Origin of the sequence: Enterobacter sp. MEB024, assembly GCF_030209635.1 — a bacterium.
In the GTDB taxonomy this organism is placed as follows: Bacteria; Pseudomonadota; Gammaproteobacteria; order Enterobacterales; family Enterobacteriaceae; genus Enterobacter; species Enterobacter ludwigii.
The window spans coordinates 37,367-53,814 of the sequence record NZ_JARVRQ010000014.1; the positions used below are offsets into that span (position 1 = coordinate 37,367).

The 16,448-nt window shown below is 56.1% G+C and carries 16 protein-coding genes; 11 read left to right on the top strand and 5 right to left on the bottom strand.

Annotation, left to right across the window (positions count from 1 at the left end):
• Positions 1–9: 9 nt before the first annotated feature.
• Together hemD and hemC are read right to left on the bottom strand one after the other, a co-directional pair.
• Positions 10–750 carry a uroporphyrinogen-III synthase gene (gene hemD / locus QRN24_RS19575; RefSeq protein WP_014172140.1) on the bottom strand — a complete coding sequence of 247 codons (741 nt, stop codon included), beginning with the start codon at positions 748–750 and terminating at the stop codon, positions 10–12.
• Positions 747–1,688, bottom strand: coding sequence for a hydroxymethylbilane synthase (hemC, locus tag QRN24_RS19580; protein WP_032669623.1), 942 nt, complete (start codon positions 1,686–1,688; stop codon positions 747–749). Before hemC ends, hemD begins: the two co-directional genes overlap by 4 nt.
• Before the next feature lie 346 nt (positions 1,689–2,034).
• Between hemC and cyaA the strand changes: the two genes are divergently transcribed.
• On the top strand, positions 2,035–4,578 hold the full coding sequence (cyaA, locus tag QRN24_RS19585; protein WP_014172138.1) for a class I adenylate cyclase: 2,544 nt from the start codon (positions 2,035–2,037) through the stop codon (positions 4,576–4,578).
• Between the two features lie 43 nt (positions 4,579–4,621).
• Here the strand turns inward: cyaA and cyaY are convergent, their stop codons facing one another.
• On the bottom strand, positions 4,622–4,942 hold the full coding sequence (gene cyaY / locus QRN24_RS19590) for an iron donor protein CyaY (RefSeq protein ID WP_014172137.1): 321 nt from the start codon (positions 4,940–4,942) through the stop codon (positions 4,622–4,624).
• A 135-nt stretch (positions 4,943–5,077) separates the two neighbouring features.
• Between cyaY and lptM the strand changes: the two genes are divergently transcribed.
• From lptM to corA, 8 genes are all read left to right on the top strand, one after another.
• Positions 5,078–5,281, top strand: a complete 204-nt coding sequence (lptM, locus tag QRN24_RS19595; RefSeq protein WP_025202779.1) for an LPS translocon maturation chaperone LptM — start codon at positions 5,078–5,080, stop codon at positions 5,279–5,281.
• Positions 5,282–5,316: 35 nt separating this feature from the next.
• The gene (dapF, locus tag QRN24_RS19600) at positions 5,317–6,141 is read left to right on the top strand and encodes a diaminopimelate epimerase (RefSeq protein WP_020882883.1); all 825 of its coding nucleotides are present in this window, start codon (positions 5,317–5,319) and stop codon (positions 6,139–6,141) included.
• Complete coding sequence (locus QRN24_RS19605; RefSeq protein ID WP_014172135.1) at positions 6,138–6,845, top strand: DUF484 domain-containing protein; 708 nt, start codon at positions 6,138–6,140, stop codon at positions 6,843–6,845. Before dapF ends, QRN24_RS19605 begins: the two co-directional genes overlap by 4 nt.
• Complete coding sequence (gene xerC / locus QRN24_RS19610; RefSeq protein ID WP_014172134.1) at positions 6,842–7,744, top strand: tyrosine recombinase XerC; 903 nt, start codon at positions 6,842–6,844, stop codon at positions 7,742–7,744. Before QRN24_RS19605 ends, xerC begins: the two co-directional genes overlap by 4 nt.
• Positions 7,744–8,460, top strand: coding sequence for a 5-amino-6-(5-phospho-D-ribitylamino)uracil phosphatase YigB (gene yigB, locus QRN24_RS19615; RefSeq protein WP_047742263.1), 717 nt, complete (start codon positions 7,744–7,746; stop codon positions 8,458–8,460). The genes xerC and yigB overlap by 1 nt, the downstream gene beginning before the upstream one ends.
• An 80-nt stretch (positions 8,461–8,540) precedes the next feature.
• Entirely contained in the window at positions 8,541–10,703 is a 2,163-nt protein-coding gene (uvrD, locus tag QRN24_RS19620) for a DNA helicase II (RefSeq protein ID WP_020882882.1), read from the top strand.
• A gap of 149 nt (positions 10,704–10,852) precedes the next feature.
• Complete coding sequence (gene ysgD, locus QRN24_RS19625) at positions 10,853–10,909, top strand: YsgD/CorL family protein (RefSeq protein WP_212743980.1); 57 nt, start codon at positions 10,853–10,855, stop codon at positions 10,907–10,909.
• 151 nt (positions 10,910–11,060) lie between these two features.
• Positions 11,061–12,011 carry a magnesium/cobalt transporter CorA gene (corA, locus tag QRN24_RS19630; protein ID WP_020882881.1) on the top strand — a complete coding sequence of 317 codons (951 nt, stop codon included), beginning with the start codon at positions 11,061–11,063 and terminating at the stop codon, positions 12,009–12,011.
• Between the two features lie 42 nt (positions 12,012–12,053).
• Here corA and rarD read toward each other — a convergent pair whose 3' ends face one another.
• Positions 12,054–12,950 carry an EamA family transporter RarD gene (rarD, locus tag QRN24_RS19635; RefSeq protein ID WP_014172130.1) on the bottom strand — a complete coding sequence of 299 codons (897 nt, stop codon included), beginning with the start codon at positions 12,948–12,950 and terminating at the stop codon, positions 12,054–12,056.
• A gap of 51 nt (positions 12,951–13,001) precedes the next feature.
• On the bottom strand, positions 13,002–13,469 hold the full coding sequence (gene yigI / locus QRN24_RS19640; protein ID WP_014172129.1) for an acyl-CoA thioesterase YigI: 468 nt from the start codon (positions 13,467–13,469) through the stop codon (positions 13,002–13,004).
• Between the two features lie 161 nt (positions 13,470–13,630).
• On the opposite strand from yigI, the gene pldA reads away from it, so the two are divergent.
• Together pldA and recQ are read left to right on the top strand one after the other, a co-directional pair.
• Complete coding sequence (gene pldA, locus QRN24_RS19645; RefSeq protein ID WP_020882880.1) at positions 13,631–14,500, top strand: phospholipase A; 870 nt, start codon at positions 13,631–13,633, stop codon at positions 14,498–14,500.
• 90 nt (positions 14,501–14,590) lie between these two features.
• A complete protein-coding gene (gene recQ, locus QRN24_RS19650) occupies positions 14,591–16,420 on the top strand; it encodes an ATP-dependent DNA helicase RecQ (RefSeq protein ID WP_025202782.1) in 1,830 nt (609 codons plus the stop codon).
• Positions 16,421–16,448 lie beyond the last annotated feature (28 nt).

Below are 16,448 nucleotides of genomic sequence, written 5' to 3' on the forward strand. Positions count from 1 at the left end.
TTATGAGAGTTATTGTAATGCGCGCAGCAGCGCATCGTTGTCAGCGTTATCAGCGATCCGAATATCTTGCCAGCCCAGTTCCCGGGCCTGGTTCGCCAGACGCTCACTGACGACCAGAAGCCGGCAGTGGAGTAACCAGTTTTCACGATACCAAAGGGGCACCAGCGACCAGAGCTGCTGCAGCATTTCGCCGCTGGTCACCACCAGGGTCGTAATACCGCGCATATGCCAGCGCATCGCCTCTTCCGCACCATCGTAATGTTTTGCACAACGCTGATAGCATTCGCAGAACGTGACCTCAGCCCCGCGTTCCCGCAGCGTTTCGCCCAACAGTTCGCGCCCGCCGTTACCGCGTAAAATGAGTGCACGCTTTCCGGCAATAGTTTGTAATTCAGGTAATTGTAGCAAGACTTCGCTGATTTCCCGATCTAACGGGTAACGAACGTCTGTTCCGCTTACGGTATGCAACGCCAGTGCCGTTGTACGACCAATCGCAAAATAGTGAGGGGCGGTTGGCCAGTTAAGCCCCTGCTGTTGCAGCTGCGCCTGGGCAAATTCCACCGCATGTTGCGACAGCGCAAACAGCAAGTCGCCCTGCTGGAGGGTATTCATATGGTCGGCAAGCGCGGACAGCTCCCGACCGGGGGAGAATTCAATGAGCGGAAAACTCCAGGCCACCTGCCCCAGTGCGCGCAGACGGCTCACTAATTGCTCTCCTGCGGGAGAAGGGCGGGTGACAAGAATACTCATGCAGGGGGTTCTCCATTATAAACCTCAGCCAGGATCTCACGGGCGCCGTTATCCAGCAGCTCTTCTGCCAGCGACACGCCAAGCTGTTCGGCATCTTGCGCTTTACCACGACGTTCGCCGCGGACCATCTGTGAACCATCCGGTGCGCCAACCAGCGCTCGCAGCCACAGTTCACCGTTAATTAATTCAGCATAGCTGCCAATCGGCACCTGACACCCTCCTTCGAGGCGGGTGTTCATGGCGCGCTCGGCGTTAACGCGGATGGCTGTCTCGTCATGGTTCAGCGGGGCAAGCAGCGCGCGGGTACGCTCATCATCCAGACGGCATTCAATGCCGACGGCACCCTGACCCACGGCCGGCAGCGACAGCTCAGGCGGCAACGCGACGCGAATGCGCGACGTCAGCCCCAGGCGCTTCAGACCCGCAACCGCGAGGATAATGGCATCGTAATCGCCGTTATCCAGCTTGCTCAGACGCGTACCAACGTTACCGCGCAGCGAACGAATGATCAGGTCCGGACGACGTTCTGCCAGCTGACACTGACGACGTAAACTGGACGTGCCAACCACGCTGCCTTCTGGCAACGCATCGAGCGAATCATAGTGATTGGAGACAAACGCATCGCGCGGATCTTCACGCTCGCAAATGGTCACCAGCCCCAGCCCTTCCGGGAACTCGACGGGCACATCTTTCATCGAATGTACGGCGATATCGGCGCGGTTCTCAAGCAATGCCAGTTCCAGTTCTTTGACAAACAGGCCCTTGCCGCCCACTTTAGCCAGTGGCGTATCAAGGATCACGTCACCGCGCGTGACCATCGGCACCAGCTCGACGCACAATCCACTGTGGCAGGCTTCAAGGCGCTGCTTAACATAATGTGCCTGCCAGAGCGCAAGAGGGCTTTGGCGTGTGGCAATTCTCAAAACATTGTCTAACATGCTTGTTACCGTCATTATCAATCGCTAACCATCCTAACATTGTTGACTCTGGGATGGCAGTTTTACGGTGATGAAGAAGAGAGGGACAGGGCGGGGTTCTCGTCAGCCACAGCCGTATTAAGGAATTTACACGTACAGAACGGTGCTACACTGTATGTAGCGCATCTTTCTTTACGGTCAACCGGCAAGGTGTTAAATTGATCACGTTTTAGACCATTTTTTCGTCGGTATCACCATAATGATAAGGGCGAAAAAAGGTAACGGTTCTCTTTTTGTAATACTGCGGGTCCGCTGTTATTTCTGTTTTGAATAGCGTGCGACACCCGGAAACATCAGGCGATACGTCTTGTACCTCTATATTGAGACTCTGAAACAGAGACTGGATGCCATAAACCAACTGCGTGTCGATCGCGCGCTTGCTGCTATGGGCCCTGCTTTCCAGCAGGTATACAGTCTTCTGCCGACATTATTGCACTATCACCATCCGCTGATGCCTGGCTACCTTGACGGTAACGTTCCCAGAGGCATCTGTCTTTTCACGCCTGATGAAACCCAACAACACTACCTGACCGAACTTGAACTCTACCGTGGCATGCCGCCGCAGGAATCACCGAAAGGTGAACTGCCGATTACAGGCGTTTACACCATGGGCAGCACCTCCTCGGTTGGGCAAAGCTGTTCTTCGGACCTGGACATCTGGGTCTGTCATCAGTCCTGGCTCGATAACGACGAGCGTCAGCTGCTGCAACGAAAGTGCAGCCTGCTGGAAAGCTGGGCCGCGTCGCTTGGCGTGGAAGTCAGTTTCTTCCTGATTGATGAAAACCGTTTCCGTCATAACGAAAGTGGCAGTCTGGGTGGTGAAGACTGCGGCTCAACCCAGCACATCTTACTGCTGGACGAGTTTTACCGTACTGCCGTTCGCCTGGCCGGTAAGCGTATTCTGTGGAATATGGTGCCGTGCGACGAAGAAGAGCATTACGACGATTACGTAATGTCGTTGTACTCCCAGGGTGTGCTGACACCAAATGAATGGCTGGATCTGGGTGGCCTCAGTTCGCTTTCCGCCGAAGAGTACTTTGGCGCGAGCCTCTGGCAGCTCTATAAAAGCATTGATTCGCCGTATAAGGCCGTGCTGAAAACCCTGCTGCTGGAAGCCTATTCCTGGGAATACCCCACGCCGCGTTTGCTGGCGAAAGATATCAAACAGCGTCTGCACGACGGAGAAATTGTCTCCTACGGGCTGGATGCTTACTGCATGATGCTTGAACGCGTCACCGAATACCTGAAAGCCATTGATGACACCACGCGTCTCGATCTGGTGCGTCGATGTTTCTACCTCAAAGTCTGTGAAAAACTCAGCCGCGAACGCGCATGCGTGGGCTGGCGTCGTGAAGTGGTCAGTCAGTTGGTGAAAGAGTGGGGATGGGACGAAGAACGTCTGTCGATGCTTGATAACCGCGCCAACTGGAAAATCGATCAGGTGCGTGAAGCGCACAACGAACTGCTCGATGCCATGATGCAAAGCTACCGCAACCTTATCCGCTTTGCGCGTCGTAACAATCTCAGCGTTTCCGCCAGCCCGCAGGATATCGGGGTGTTGACGCGTAAACTGTACGCGGCGTTTGAAGCATTGCCGGGTAAAGTCACGCTGGTTAACCCGCAGATTTCACCGGACCTGTCAGAACCGAATCTGACCTTTATCTATGTGCCGCCGGGCCGCGCAAACCGCACCGGGTGGTACCTGTACAACCGTGCGCCAAGCATGGACTCGATCATCAGCCATCAGCCGCTGGAATATAACCGCTACCTGAACAAGCTGGTGGCCTGGGCCTGGTTCAACGGCCTGCTGACCTCGCGTACCCGGCTGTTTATCAAAGGCAACGAGGTTGTCGATTTAGCCAAACTGCAGGAGATGGTGGCGGATGTCTCCCACCACTTCCCGCTGCGTCTGCCGGCGCCGACGCCAAAAGCGCTCTACAGTCCGTGTGAAATTCGCCATCTGGCGATCATCGTCAACCTGGAATATGACCCGACGGCGGCCTTCCGCAATCAGGTGGTTCATTTTGACTTCCGCAAACTGGATGTCTTTAGCTTTGGCGAGCAGCAAAACTGCCTGGTGGGCAGCGTAGACCTGCTGTACCGCAACTCGTGGAACGAAGTGCGTACTCTGCACTTCAACGGCGAGCAGGCGATGATCGAAGCGCTGAAAACGATTCTCGGCAAGATGCACCAGGACGCTGCGCCGCCGGACAGCGTTGAGGTGTTCTGCTATAGCCAGCATCTGCGCGGTCTGATCCGTACCCGTGTGCAGCAGCTGGTTTCGGAGTGCATCGAACTGCGCCTCTCCAGTACCCGTCAGGAAACCGGTCGCTTTAAAGCGCTGCGCGTCTCCGGACAGACCTGGGGCCTGTTCTTCGAGCGCCTGAATGTTTCAGTACAGAAGCTGGAAAACGCCATCGAGTTCTACGGCGCCATTTCGCACAACAAGCTGCATGGCCTGTCAGTGCAGGTGGAAACCAACCACGTGAAACTGCCACAGGTCGTGGATGGCTTTGCGAGCGAAGGAATTATTCAGTTCTTCTTTGAAGAGTCGGGTGACGACGCCGGTTTCAACATCTACATCCTGGATGAGACGAACCGCGCTGAGGTTTATCACCACTGTGAAGGCAGTAAAGAGGAGCTGGTGCGCGACGTCAGCCGCTTCTATTCGTCCTCACATGACCGCTTTACCTACGGCTCCAGCTTCATCAACTTTAACCTGCCGCAGTTCTACCAGATTGTGAATGTAGACGGACGTTCGCAGGTGATTCCGTTCCGTACGCAGGCCGTTACGCCAGCGGTTCCCGCCAGCCAGGACACTACCCCGCTGTTGCAGCAGTATTTCTCCTGACAGTTTTTGCCCGGTATGCAGTGCACCACCGGGCAAAACAGACTCAACGAAAACGCACGTCTTCGCCTGCCTGCGCGGTCGCCGCCTGTTCCAGCAGATCCCAGAACGTTTCGCCGCTACGGTCACACACCCATTCGCCCTCTTTCAGATCGAAATGGTAGCCACCCTGTTTGGCGGCCAGCCAGACCTGGTGAAGCGGCTCCTGGCGGTTAATAATAATTTTGCTGCCGTTTTCGAAGCTCAGGGTCAGAATGCCGCCGTTGATCTCACAATCGATATCGCTGTCGCCGTCCCAGTCGTCAAGCCGCTCTTCGATGGTCATCCATAAGGTGTCTGCAAGGCGATGGAATTCACTGTCGTTCATGGTTTTGTTCCTGTTTTTCGTGATGCCGGCAGTATAACGCTAAATAATTCCCGTTGCAGGAAAGCGGCAAACTCTTGCTTTTGTGTCTTCTCCTGCGATGATAGAAACAGATTTGAACTTACGGGCAACTTTATAATGAAAAACGTTTTCCGAACGCTTGCCGTTCTCATCACGCTGTTTAGTCTGACGGGCTGTGGACTGAAGGGACCGCTTTACTTCCCGCCAGCGGATAAAACGGCGCCGCCGCCGACGAAACCTGTGCAAAGCGGTATTGAGTCTTCCACGCCAGACACGAACGATCGTGGCAATAATGGTGGTCCGACTCAGGTTAATCTCTGACGATTACGTTCTGTACCCGCGCAATGGAGCGAATGATGCAGTTCTCTAAGATGCATGGCCTTGGCAACGATTTTATGGTCGTCGACGCGGTAACGCAGAATGTCTTTTTCTCCCCGGAACTGATCCGCCGCCTGGCGGATCGGCATCTGGGCGTGGGGTTCGATCAGCTGCTGGTGGTTGAGCCGCCGTACGATCCTGACCTCGATTTCCACTACCGTATTTTTAACGCTGACGGCAGTGAAGTCTCCCAGTGCGGCAACGGTGCGCGCTGTTTTGCCCGCTTTGTCCGCCTGAAAGGGCTGACGAACAAGCGCGATATCCGCGTCAGTACCGCGAATGGTCGCATGGTGCTCAGCGTCACCGATGACGATCTGGTTCGCGTGAATATGGGCGAGCCGAACTTTGAACCTTCCGCCGTGCCGTTTCGCGCAAACAAAGCGGAAAAGACCTATATTATGCGTGCGGCAGAGCAGACAGTATTGTGTGGCGTCGTCTCGATGGGAAACCCGCACTGCGTGATTCAGGTTGATGATGTGGAGACCGCCGCCGTTGAAACCCTCGGCCCGGTGCTGGAAAGCCATGAACGCTTCCCGGAACGCGCGAACATTGGTTTTATGCAGGTGGTGAAGCGTGAACACATCCGTCTGCGGGTGTATGAACGCGGCGCGGGCGAAACCCAGGCCTGCGGAAGCGGTGCCTGCGCGGCAGTGGCCGTCGGCATCGCTCAGGGGTTACTGGCAGAAGAGGTTCGCGTGGAGTTACCAGGCGGTCGTCTTGATATCGCCTGGAAAGGACCGGGTCATCCGCTGTTTATGACTGGCCCGGCGGTACATGTCTATGACGGGTTTATCCATCTATGAAGCAACCAGGGGAAGAACTGCAGGAAACGGTGACGGAACTGGACGACAGTGCTGTTGTTGATTATCTGCTGAACAATCCCGCGTTTTTTATTCGCAATGCACGTCTTGTCGAACAGATGCGCGTGCCGCATCCGGTGCGCGGGACCGTGTCGCTGGTCGAATGGCACATGGCCCGCGCGCGCAACCACATCAATCAGCTTGAAGAGAACATGACGCTGCTCATGGAACAGGCGAACAATAACGAAAGCCTGTTCTATCGACTGCTGCATCTGCAGGCGCGTCTGGCCTCGGCCCACAGCCTTGACGAGTTTCTCAGCCGTTTCCACCGCTGGGCGCGAGAACTGGGGCTTGCAGGCGCAACCCTTCGTCTCTTCCCCGACCGCTGGCGCATTGGTGCACCGTCTGGTTTCACCCATCTGGCGCTGAGCCGTCAGGCGTTTGAACCGCTACGTATTCAGCGCCTGGGTCATCAACATCACTATCTGGGGCCGCTGAACGGACCAGAATTGCTGGTGGTATTGCCAGAAGCCAAAGCGATTGGCTCGGTGGCCATGTCATTGATGGGGCGCGATGGCGACTTAGGCGTGATGTTATTTACCAGTCGCGACGCGCATCACTATGAGCAGGGGCAAGGTACGCACCTGTTGCAGGAGATCGCCCTGATGCTGCCTGAGCTGCTGGAGCGCTGGATTGAGCGCGTATGACGGACGGACTTCTTGCCACTGACGTCGCGCGATTTCTGCGCTACCTGGGGGTTGAACGTCAGCTTAGCCCCATAACGCTGCTGAACTATCAGCGTCAGCTTGATGCCATCATGCAGATTGCCGATGAAATCGGCCTGAAAAGCTGGCAACAATGTGACGCTGCGACGGTTCGTGGCGTCGTCGTGCGTAGCCGCAGGAAAGGGTTAGGTCCGGCGAGTCTGGCGCTCAGGCTCTCTGCCCTGCGCAGTTTCTTCGACTGGCTGGTGAGCCAGGGCAGCCTTAAAGCCAACCCGGCGAAAGGCATTGCCACGCCAAAAGCACCGCGTCATCTGCCTAAAAATATCGACGTCGATGATGTCAATCGCCTGCTGGATATCGATCTTAACGATCCGCTGGCGGTGCGTGACCGCGCGATGCTGGAGGTGATGTACGGTGCCGGACTGCGTCTGTCTGAACTGGTCAATCTCGATATAAAACATCTCGATCTGGATACCGGCGAAGTGTGGGTGATGGGCAAGGGCAGCAAAGAGCGCCGCCTGCCGATTGGTCGCAACGCTGTCGCCTGGATTGAGCACTGGCTTGACCTGCGCGGGCTGTTTGGCGCGGAAGAAGATGCGCTGTTCCTGTCGAAACTCGGCAAGCGGATCTCGGCGCGTAACGTGCAGAAGCGTTTTGCGGAGTGGGGCATTAAGCAGGGGCTGAACAGCCATGTTCACCCGCACAAGCTGCGCCACTCTTTTGCGACCCACATGCTTGAATCAAGCGGCGATCTGCGCGGCGTGCAGGAACTGCTCGGCCACGCGAATTTGTCCACCACCCAGATTTATACCCACTTAGACTTCCAGCACCTTGCCTCGGTGTATGACGCGGCGCATCCACGCGCCAAACGGGGGAAATAATGCGTTTTTACCGCCCACTGGGTCAGATATCAGCCCTTACCTTTGACCTTGATGACACCCTTTATGATAACCGCCAGGTGATCCTGCGTACCGAGCAGGAGTCGCTGACGTTTGTGCAGAACTATCACCCGGCGCTGAAGACGATGCAGAACAAGGACTTCCAGCAGCTGCGTCAGACCCTGCGGGAGACCGAGCCGGACATTTACCATGACGTGACCGAATGGCGTCGACGTGCGGTTGAACAGGCGATGCTGAATGTTGGCATGAGCGCGCGTGATGCGGCGATAGGGGCTGAAGCGTCCATGGAAAACTTCGCCAAATGGCGCAGCCGTATTGATGTGCCACAGGAGACCCACGATACGCTGGCCGCGCTGGCAGAGAAGTGGCCGCTGGTGGCGATTACCAATGGCAATGCCCAGCCTGAGCTGTTTGGTCTTGGCGATTATTTTGAGTTTGTGCTGCGCGCGGGCCCGCACGGGCGCTCGAAACCGTTTAACGATATGTATCACCTGGCGGCGGAAAAACTGAACCTGCCGCTCGGCGAAATGTTGCATGTGGGTGATGACCTGACCACGGACGTGGCCGGGGCGATCCGCTGCGGCATGCAGGCCTGCTGGATCAAGCCGGAAAACGCTGACCTGATGACAACGCCGGACAGCCGTCTTGTGCCGCACGTGGAAATTTCACGGTTGGCATCCCTCACGACGCTGATATAATCATCAATTGTTCTGTATAAATTAACAGGGTTTTGGCGAAGGAATCACATTCGCCTGCCTGACATTACGTGACGGTGCCAATGGACGTTTCTTACCTGCTCGACAGCCTTAATGACAAACAGCGTGACGCGGTTGCCGCTTCGCGCACCAACATGCTGGTGCTGGCTGGGGCGGGCAGTGGTAAGACACGCGTGCTGGTACACCGCATTGCGTGGCTGCAGAGCGTGGAAAACTGCTCACCGTATTCCATTATGGCGGTGACGTTTACCAACAAGGCGGCGGCAGAGATGCGCCACCGAATCGCACAGCTGATGGGCACCAGCCAGGGCGGCATGTGGGTGGGTACTTTCCACGGTCTGGCGCATCGCCTGCTGCGGGCGCACCACATGGACGCTAACCTGCCGCAGGATTTCCAGATCCTCGACAGCGAAGATCAGCTGCGTCTGCTGAAGCGTCTTATCAAGGCGATGAATCTCGACGAAAAGCAGTGGCCGCCGCGTCAGGCAATGTGGTACATCAACGGCCAGAAAGACGAAGGGCTGCGTCCGCACCATATTCAGAGCTTCGGCAACCCGGTCGAGCAAACCTGGCAGAACGTTTATAAAGCCTATCAGGAGGCGTGCGATCGCGCAGGTCTGGTGGACTTTGCTGAGCTGCTGCTGCGTGCGCATGAGCTGTGGCTCAACAAACCGCATATCCTGCAGCACTATCGTGAACGCTTCACCAATATTCTGGTGGACGAATTCCAGGATACCAACAACATCCAGTATGCATGGATCCGCCTGCTGGCCGGTGATACCGGCAAGGTGATGATCGTCGGTGATGACGATCAGTCCATCTATGGCTGGCGTGGGGCGCAGGTGGAAAACATTCAGCGCTTCCTCAATGATTTCCCCGGTGCTCAGACCATCCGTCTGGAGCAGAACTACCGTTCGACCAGCAACATTCTGAGCGCCGCCAACGCCCTGATTGAGAACAACAACGGGCGTCTGGGTAAAAAGCTGTGGACCGATGGCGTTGACGGTGAACCGATCTCTATCTACTGCGCGTTCAACGAACTTGATGAAGCGCGCTTTGTGGTTAACCGTATTAAAACCTGGCAGGACAACGGTGGCGCGCTGGAGCAGTGTGCCATTCTCTATCGCAGCAACGCCCAGTCGCGCGTGCTGGAAGAGGCGTTGCTGCAGGTGAGTATGCCGTACCGTATTTACGGCGGCATGCGCTTCTTTGAACGTCAGGAGATCAAAGACGCGCTCTCGTATCTGCGTCTGATCGCAAACCGTAATGACGATGCGGCGTTTGAGCGCGTGGTGAACACCCCAACCCGCGGCATCGGTGACCGTACCCTGGACGTGGTGCGTCAGGCCTCCCGCGATCGCCAGCTGACACTCTGGCAGGCGTGCCGCGAGCTGTTGCAGGAGAAAGCGCTCGCCGGACGTGCAGCCAGCGCCTTACAGCGCTTCCTGGAGCTGATTGATGCCCTGGCACAGGAAACGGCCGATATGCCTCTGCACGTACAGACAGACCGGGTGATTAAAGACTCCGGCCTGCGCACCATGTATGAGCAGGAGAAAGGCGAAAAGGGCCAGACCCGTATTGAGAACTTAGAGGAACTGGTGACGGCAACGCGCCAGTTCAGCTACAACGAAGAAGACGAAGATTTGATGCCGCTGCAGGCGTTCCTCTCCCACGCGGCGCTGGAAGCGGGTGAAGGGCAGGCAGACACCTGGCAGGATGCGGTTCAACTTATGACCCTGCACTCCGCCAAAGGTCTGGAGTTCCCGCAGGTGTTTATCGTCGGGATGGAAGAGGGGATGTTCCCGAGCCAGATGTCGCTGGATGAAGGTGGGCGTCTGGAGGAGGAGCGTCGTCTGGCCTATGTTGGCGTGACGCGCGCGATGCAAAAGCTGACGCTGACCTATGCCGAAACCCGACGCCTGTACGGTAAAGAGGTGTATCACCGTCCGTCGCGCTTTATCGGCGAACTGCCGGAAGAGTGCGTGGAAGAGGTGCGCCTGCGCGCCAGTATCAGCCGCCCGGTCAGCCATCAGCGTATGGGCTCGCCGATTGCTGAAACGGACACCGGCTACAAGCTGGGTCAGCGCGTGCGTCATGCTAAGTTTGGTGAAGGCACTATCGTCAATCTGGAAGGTAGCGGCGAGCACAGCCGCCTGCAGGTGGCGTTCCAGGGGCAAGGTATCAAATGGCTGGTGGCAGCCTACGCCAGGCTGGAAACTGTGTAACTTTCAGAAAAATATCATTATTTTGTAATAATCTGCTAGCCTTATACGTTGAAGGTCAATTAATGCCCTTCAGCGTTCCGTTGCGTGTTGACGCCACTATTACTGCTGGCGTAACATGCGCGCACGATTACGCTAAGAGGACATTCGCCTTGGACACACCCAGTAGATACTGGCTCAATTCCCTGTCATCCAGGAACAACTCCTAAGGCTATCTCCTCTTGCTGATGGCCTTAGTGGTTGTCAGCGACCTGCATTATTCCCGTCGCGCTGAGTCAGGCTGTTTAATGGTCTGAAACCCAATTTGTTTCTGTGTGCCCACCGAACTGTCCGATATTTTTTGCATTGGGAGTCCCGGTCATGTTGAGCGCATTTCAACTCGAAAATAACCGACTGACTCGGCTTGAAGCCGAAGAGTCACAGCCCCTCATTGATGCCGTATGGGTGGATCTGGTCGAGCCGGACGACGATGAGCGCCTTCGCGTACAATCTGAGCTGGGGCAAAGCCTGGCAACCCGCCCGGAACTGGAAGACATCGAAGCATCTGCTCGTTTTTTTGAAGATGAAGACGGTCTGCATATTCACTCCTTCTTCTTCTTTGAAGACGCCGACGATCACGCGGGTAACTCCACCGTGGCGTTTACCATTCGTGACGGTCGCCTGTTTACCCTGCGCGAGCGTGAGCTGCCCGCGTTTCGTCTCTACCGCATGCGCGCCCGTAGCCAGGCGATGGTCGACGGCAATGCCTACGAACTGCTGCTGGACCTGTTTGAAACCAAAATCGAACAGCTGGCGGATGAAATTGAAAACATCTACAGCGACCTGGAAAAGCTGAGCCGCGTCATCATGGAAGGTCATCAGGGCGATGAATACGACGAAGCGCTCTCGACGCTGGCAGAGCTGGAAGATATCGGCTGGAAGGTGCGTTTGTGTCTGATGGATACCCAGCGCGCGCTGAACTTCCTGGTGCGTAAGGCGCGTCTGCCGGGCGGTCAGCTGGAGCAGGCGCGTGAGATCCTGCGCGATATCGAATCCCTGCTGCCGCACAATGAATCGTTGTTCCAGAAGGTCAACTTCCTGATGCAGGCGGCGATGGGCTTTATCAATATCGAGCAGAACCGCATCATCAAGATCTTCTCGGTGGTCTCGGTGGTCTTCCTGCCACCGACGCTGGTGGCCTCGAGCTACGGGATGAACTTTGAGTTTATGCCGGAGCTTAAGTGGAGCTTTGGCTACCCTGGCGCGATTATCTTTATGATCCTCGCCGGGCTGGCGCCGTACCTCTACTTCAAGCGCCGTAACTGGCTGTAAACATCAGGCGGGTGGCATTGTGCCTGCCCGCCTCATTACCGCTTACAATCCTTTGCGCGTTCTGCGCTGGGTATAAAGGGCGTCTGCAACAAAAATCGCCAGCGCCACCCAGATAAAGGCAAACGTCACCATCTTATCTGCGCCCGGTACTTCGCCGTAAAACACCACTGCCAGCAGGAACATCAGCGTCGGACCGATGTACTGAAAGAAGCCCAGCGTGGAGAGACGCAGGCGCGTTGCGGCGCCGGTGAAGCACAGCAGAGGAATGGTGGTTACCACACCGGCCGCCATCAGCATCAAATTCAACGACAACGGGTTACTGCCCATATGGCTGGTTGCGCTGTCGGCAATACCAAACAGGTAAATCGCCGCGACCGGCAATAGCCACAGGGTTTCAAACAGCATCCCGGTCTGCGCTTCAACGGCTATTTTCTTCCGGACCAGCCCGTAAAACGCAAAGCTGAACGCCAGGCCCAGAGCGATCACGGGCAGCGAACCGAAGGTCCACAGTTGGACCAGCACGCCGCAAAAAGCGAGGATGACCGCCAGCCACTGCATGCGACGGAAGCGCTCGCCCAGGAAAATCATGCCCAGAACAATGTTGACCAGGGGATTAATAAAATAGCCCAGGCTCGCTTCGAGCATGTGATGGTTATTGACTGCCCAGATAAAGAGCAGCCAGTTGCCGCCTATCAGCACGGCTGAGAGGGCCAGCAGGAACACCTTTTTCGGCGTTTTCAGCAGCGTTTTGACGCCAGACCACTGACGGCTGACGCTCATCAGCGCGATCATAAAGAAAAACGACCAAATCACACGGTGTGTGAGGATCTCGTCAGCGGGTACGTAAGCGATAAACTTGAAGTACGCCGGTGCGATACCCCAAATAAAATAAGCGGCAAGGGCGAGTAGTACGCCCTGCCGCGTTTGTTTAGCATCCATCGGGATAATCCGTTACAAAAAAGTGAATTAATTTTACCCGATTTTAGGGTTTCAACCCACCATATAAGTGGCAGTTGCGCTGGCGATATAGACCTGCTCTTCGTTATGCAATTCAACGCGGGCGACGGCAACCTTATTCCCCGCGCGCAGCAGGCTGCTGGTGGCGGTAAAACGGTTTCCGCGCCCGGGACGCAGGTAATCGACGCGTAAATCGATGGTGCCCATACGCGACAAACGCTGGCGCAACTCGTCTTCATTGATGGTGTCATGGCGCGTCAGCGTACTGCCCACACAGACCAGGCCCGCCGCCACATCCAGCGCTGAGGCAATCACCCCGCCGTGCAAAATACTCTGCGCCCAGTTGCCAACCATCATCGGCTGGTTGTTGAAGCTGAGCTGGGCAAACGCTTTTTCGTAGCGCTCGAGTTCCAGACCCAGTGCACGGTTAAACGGCATATGGTAAACAAAAATCTCGCCCACGAGTTTTAACGCTTCTTCGGCGGTAAGCATGGCTGACATGAGGCATCACATCCTTATTGTTAATAAAATGTTGATTTTATGCTTCAGCAATAAGGAATTCCACTTTCAGAAACGAGGATGCAGCAGTTGTCGCAGAAGTATGTAGAATATCCGCCACATAACAATTCAACTAATTAACTCTTTGCAGGAGAACACCACCGATGCGGACGTATCTGGCCTGGTTACTGGCGGCAGTTGCGCTGCCCCTCACAGCATATGCCCAGGAAGCGACGATTAAAGAAGTTCACGATCAACCTGCCGTGCAGGGCAGCATTATCGCGAACCTTCTTCAGGAACATGATAATCCGTTCACGCTGTATCCGTATGACACCAACTACGTGATATACACGCAGACCAGCGATCTCAACAAAGAGGCGATAAGCTCCTATAACTGGTCCGATAATGCGCGTAAAGACGAAGTGAAGTTCCAGTTAAGTCTCGCGTTCCCGTTCTGGCGCGGCATTCTGGGACCGAATTCGGTGCTCGGCGCCTCTTACACGCAGAAATCCTGGTGGCAGCTTTCCAACAGTGGCGAATCTTCACCGTTCCGTGAAACCAACTATGAGCCGCAGCTGTTCCTCGGTTTTGCGACCGATTATGAATTCGCGGGCTGGACGCTGCGTGACATTGAGGTGGGCTTTAACCACGATTCAAACGGACGCTCCGACCCTACCTCGCGCAGCTGGAACCGTGCCTATACACGACTGATGGCGCAGAACGGCAACTGGATGGCGGAAGTGAAGCCGTGGTTCGTGGTGGGCGACACCGACGACAACCCGGATATCACCAAATATATGGGTTACTATCAGCTCAAAATCGGCTATCAGTTGGGTGACGCGGTGCTGAGCGCCAAAGGCCAATACAACTGGAACACCGGTTACGGTGGTGCGGAACTGGGCCTCAGTTATCCGGTGAGCAAGCACGTTCGCCTCTATACTCAGGTTTACAGCGGTTACGGCGAGTCGCTTATCGATTACAACTTCAACCAGACCCGTGTAGGTGTGGGCGTGATGCTGAACGATATTTTCTAGGCAGCTCGAATGTTTTTTCGTTAAACGTTGAAGTTTCTCTCTCAGGCGCTGAAAATAGCGCCTGTTTTATTTCTGGCAAATGGGGTTAACGTGGCGCAGGCGGAAGTATTGAATCAGGAATCGCTGGCTAAACAGGTTTTGCATGAAACCTTTGGCTACCAGCAGTTCCGCCCTGGCCAGGAAACCATCATTGAAACCGTGCTGGAAGGCCGCGATTGTCTGGTGGTCATGCCTACCGGCGGCGGTAAATCCCTCTGCTATCAGGTGCCTGCGCTGGTGCTCAACGGCTTGACGGTCGTGGTATCGCCTCTTATTTCCCTGATGAAAGATCAGGTCGATCAGCTCCTTGCCAACGGCGTGGCGGCGGCCTGTCTTAACTCCAGCCAGACCCGCGAGCAGCAGCAAGAGGTTATGGCCGGTTGCCGTACCGGGCAGGTTCGCCTGCTGTATATCGCGCCGGAACGTCTGATGCTGGATAACTTCCTCGATCATCTGTCGCACTGGAATCCGGTCCTGCTGGCGGTGGATGAAGCCCACTGTATCTCCCAGTGGGGACATGATTTCCGCCCGGAATATGCGGCGCTCGGCCAGCTCCGTCAGCGTTTTCCCGAACTGCCGTTTATGGCGCTCACCGCGACGGCAGATGACACCACGCGTCAGGATATCGTCCGGCTGCTGGGGCTGAACGATCCGCTGATTCAGGTCAGCAGCTTCGACCGCCCGAACATCCGCTACATGCTGATGGAAAAATTCAAGCCGCTGGATCAGCTTCTGCGCTACGTGCAGGAGCAGCGCGGGAAGTCCGGCATCATCTACTGCAACAGCCGCGCGAAGGTGGAAGACACGGCCGCGCGCCTGCAGAACCGTGGTTTTAGCGCCGCCGCCTACCATGCCGGGCTGGAAAACGCGGTTCGCGCCGATGTGCAGGAGAAATTCCAGCGCGATGACCTGCAGATTGTGGTGGCGACGGTGGCGTTCGGAATGGGGATCAACAAGCCGAACGTGCGCTTCGTCGTACACTTCGACATTCCGCGCAATATCGAATCGTACTACCAGGAAACTGGCCGCGCCGGGCGTGATGGACTGCCTGCAGAAGCCATGCTGTTTTACGATCCGGCCGACATGGCGTGGCTGCGCCGTTGTCTGGAAGAGAAACCGCAGGGCCAACTGCAGGATATCGAACGCCACAAGCTCAACGCGATGGGCGCGTTTGCCGAAGCGCAAACCTGCCGCCGTCTGGTGCTGCTCAACTACTTTGGCGAGGGGCGTCAGGAGCCGTGCGGCAACTGCGATATCTGTCTTGACCCACCAAAGCAATACGATGGCCTGATGGATGCGCGCAAAGCGCTCTCGACCATCTATCGTGTGAACCAGCGCTTCGGCATGGGCTACGTGGTGGAAGTGTTGCGTGGGGCGAATAACCAGCGTATCCGCGACATGGGACACGATAAGCTGCCCGTCTACGGTATCGGCAAAGACCAGAGCCACGAGCACTGGGTGAGCATCATCCGTCAGCTGATTCACCTGGGCTTTGCCACGCAAAACATTGCCCAACACTCCGCGCTTCAGCTTACCGAAGCGGCACGTCCGGTGCTCCGCGGGGATATCGAACTGAAGCTCGCGGTTCCGCGCGTTGTCGCCCTGAAGCCGCGGGTGATGCAAAAATCGTACGGCGGCAATTATGATCGCAAGCTGTTTGCCAAACTGCGCAAGCTGCGTAAAGCCATTGCTGATGAAGAGAACATTCCGCCCTACGTGGTCTTCAACGACGCGACGCTTATCGAGATGGCAGAGCAGACGCCGCTCAGCGCCAGCGAAATGCTCAGCGTCAACGGTGTTGGCACGCGCAAGCTGGAGCGCTTTGGCAAAGAGTTTATGGCGCTTATCCGCGCTCATGTCGACGGTGACGATGAGGAGTAGTCAGCCAGCCTAAAAAATGTCAGGATGG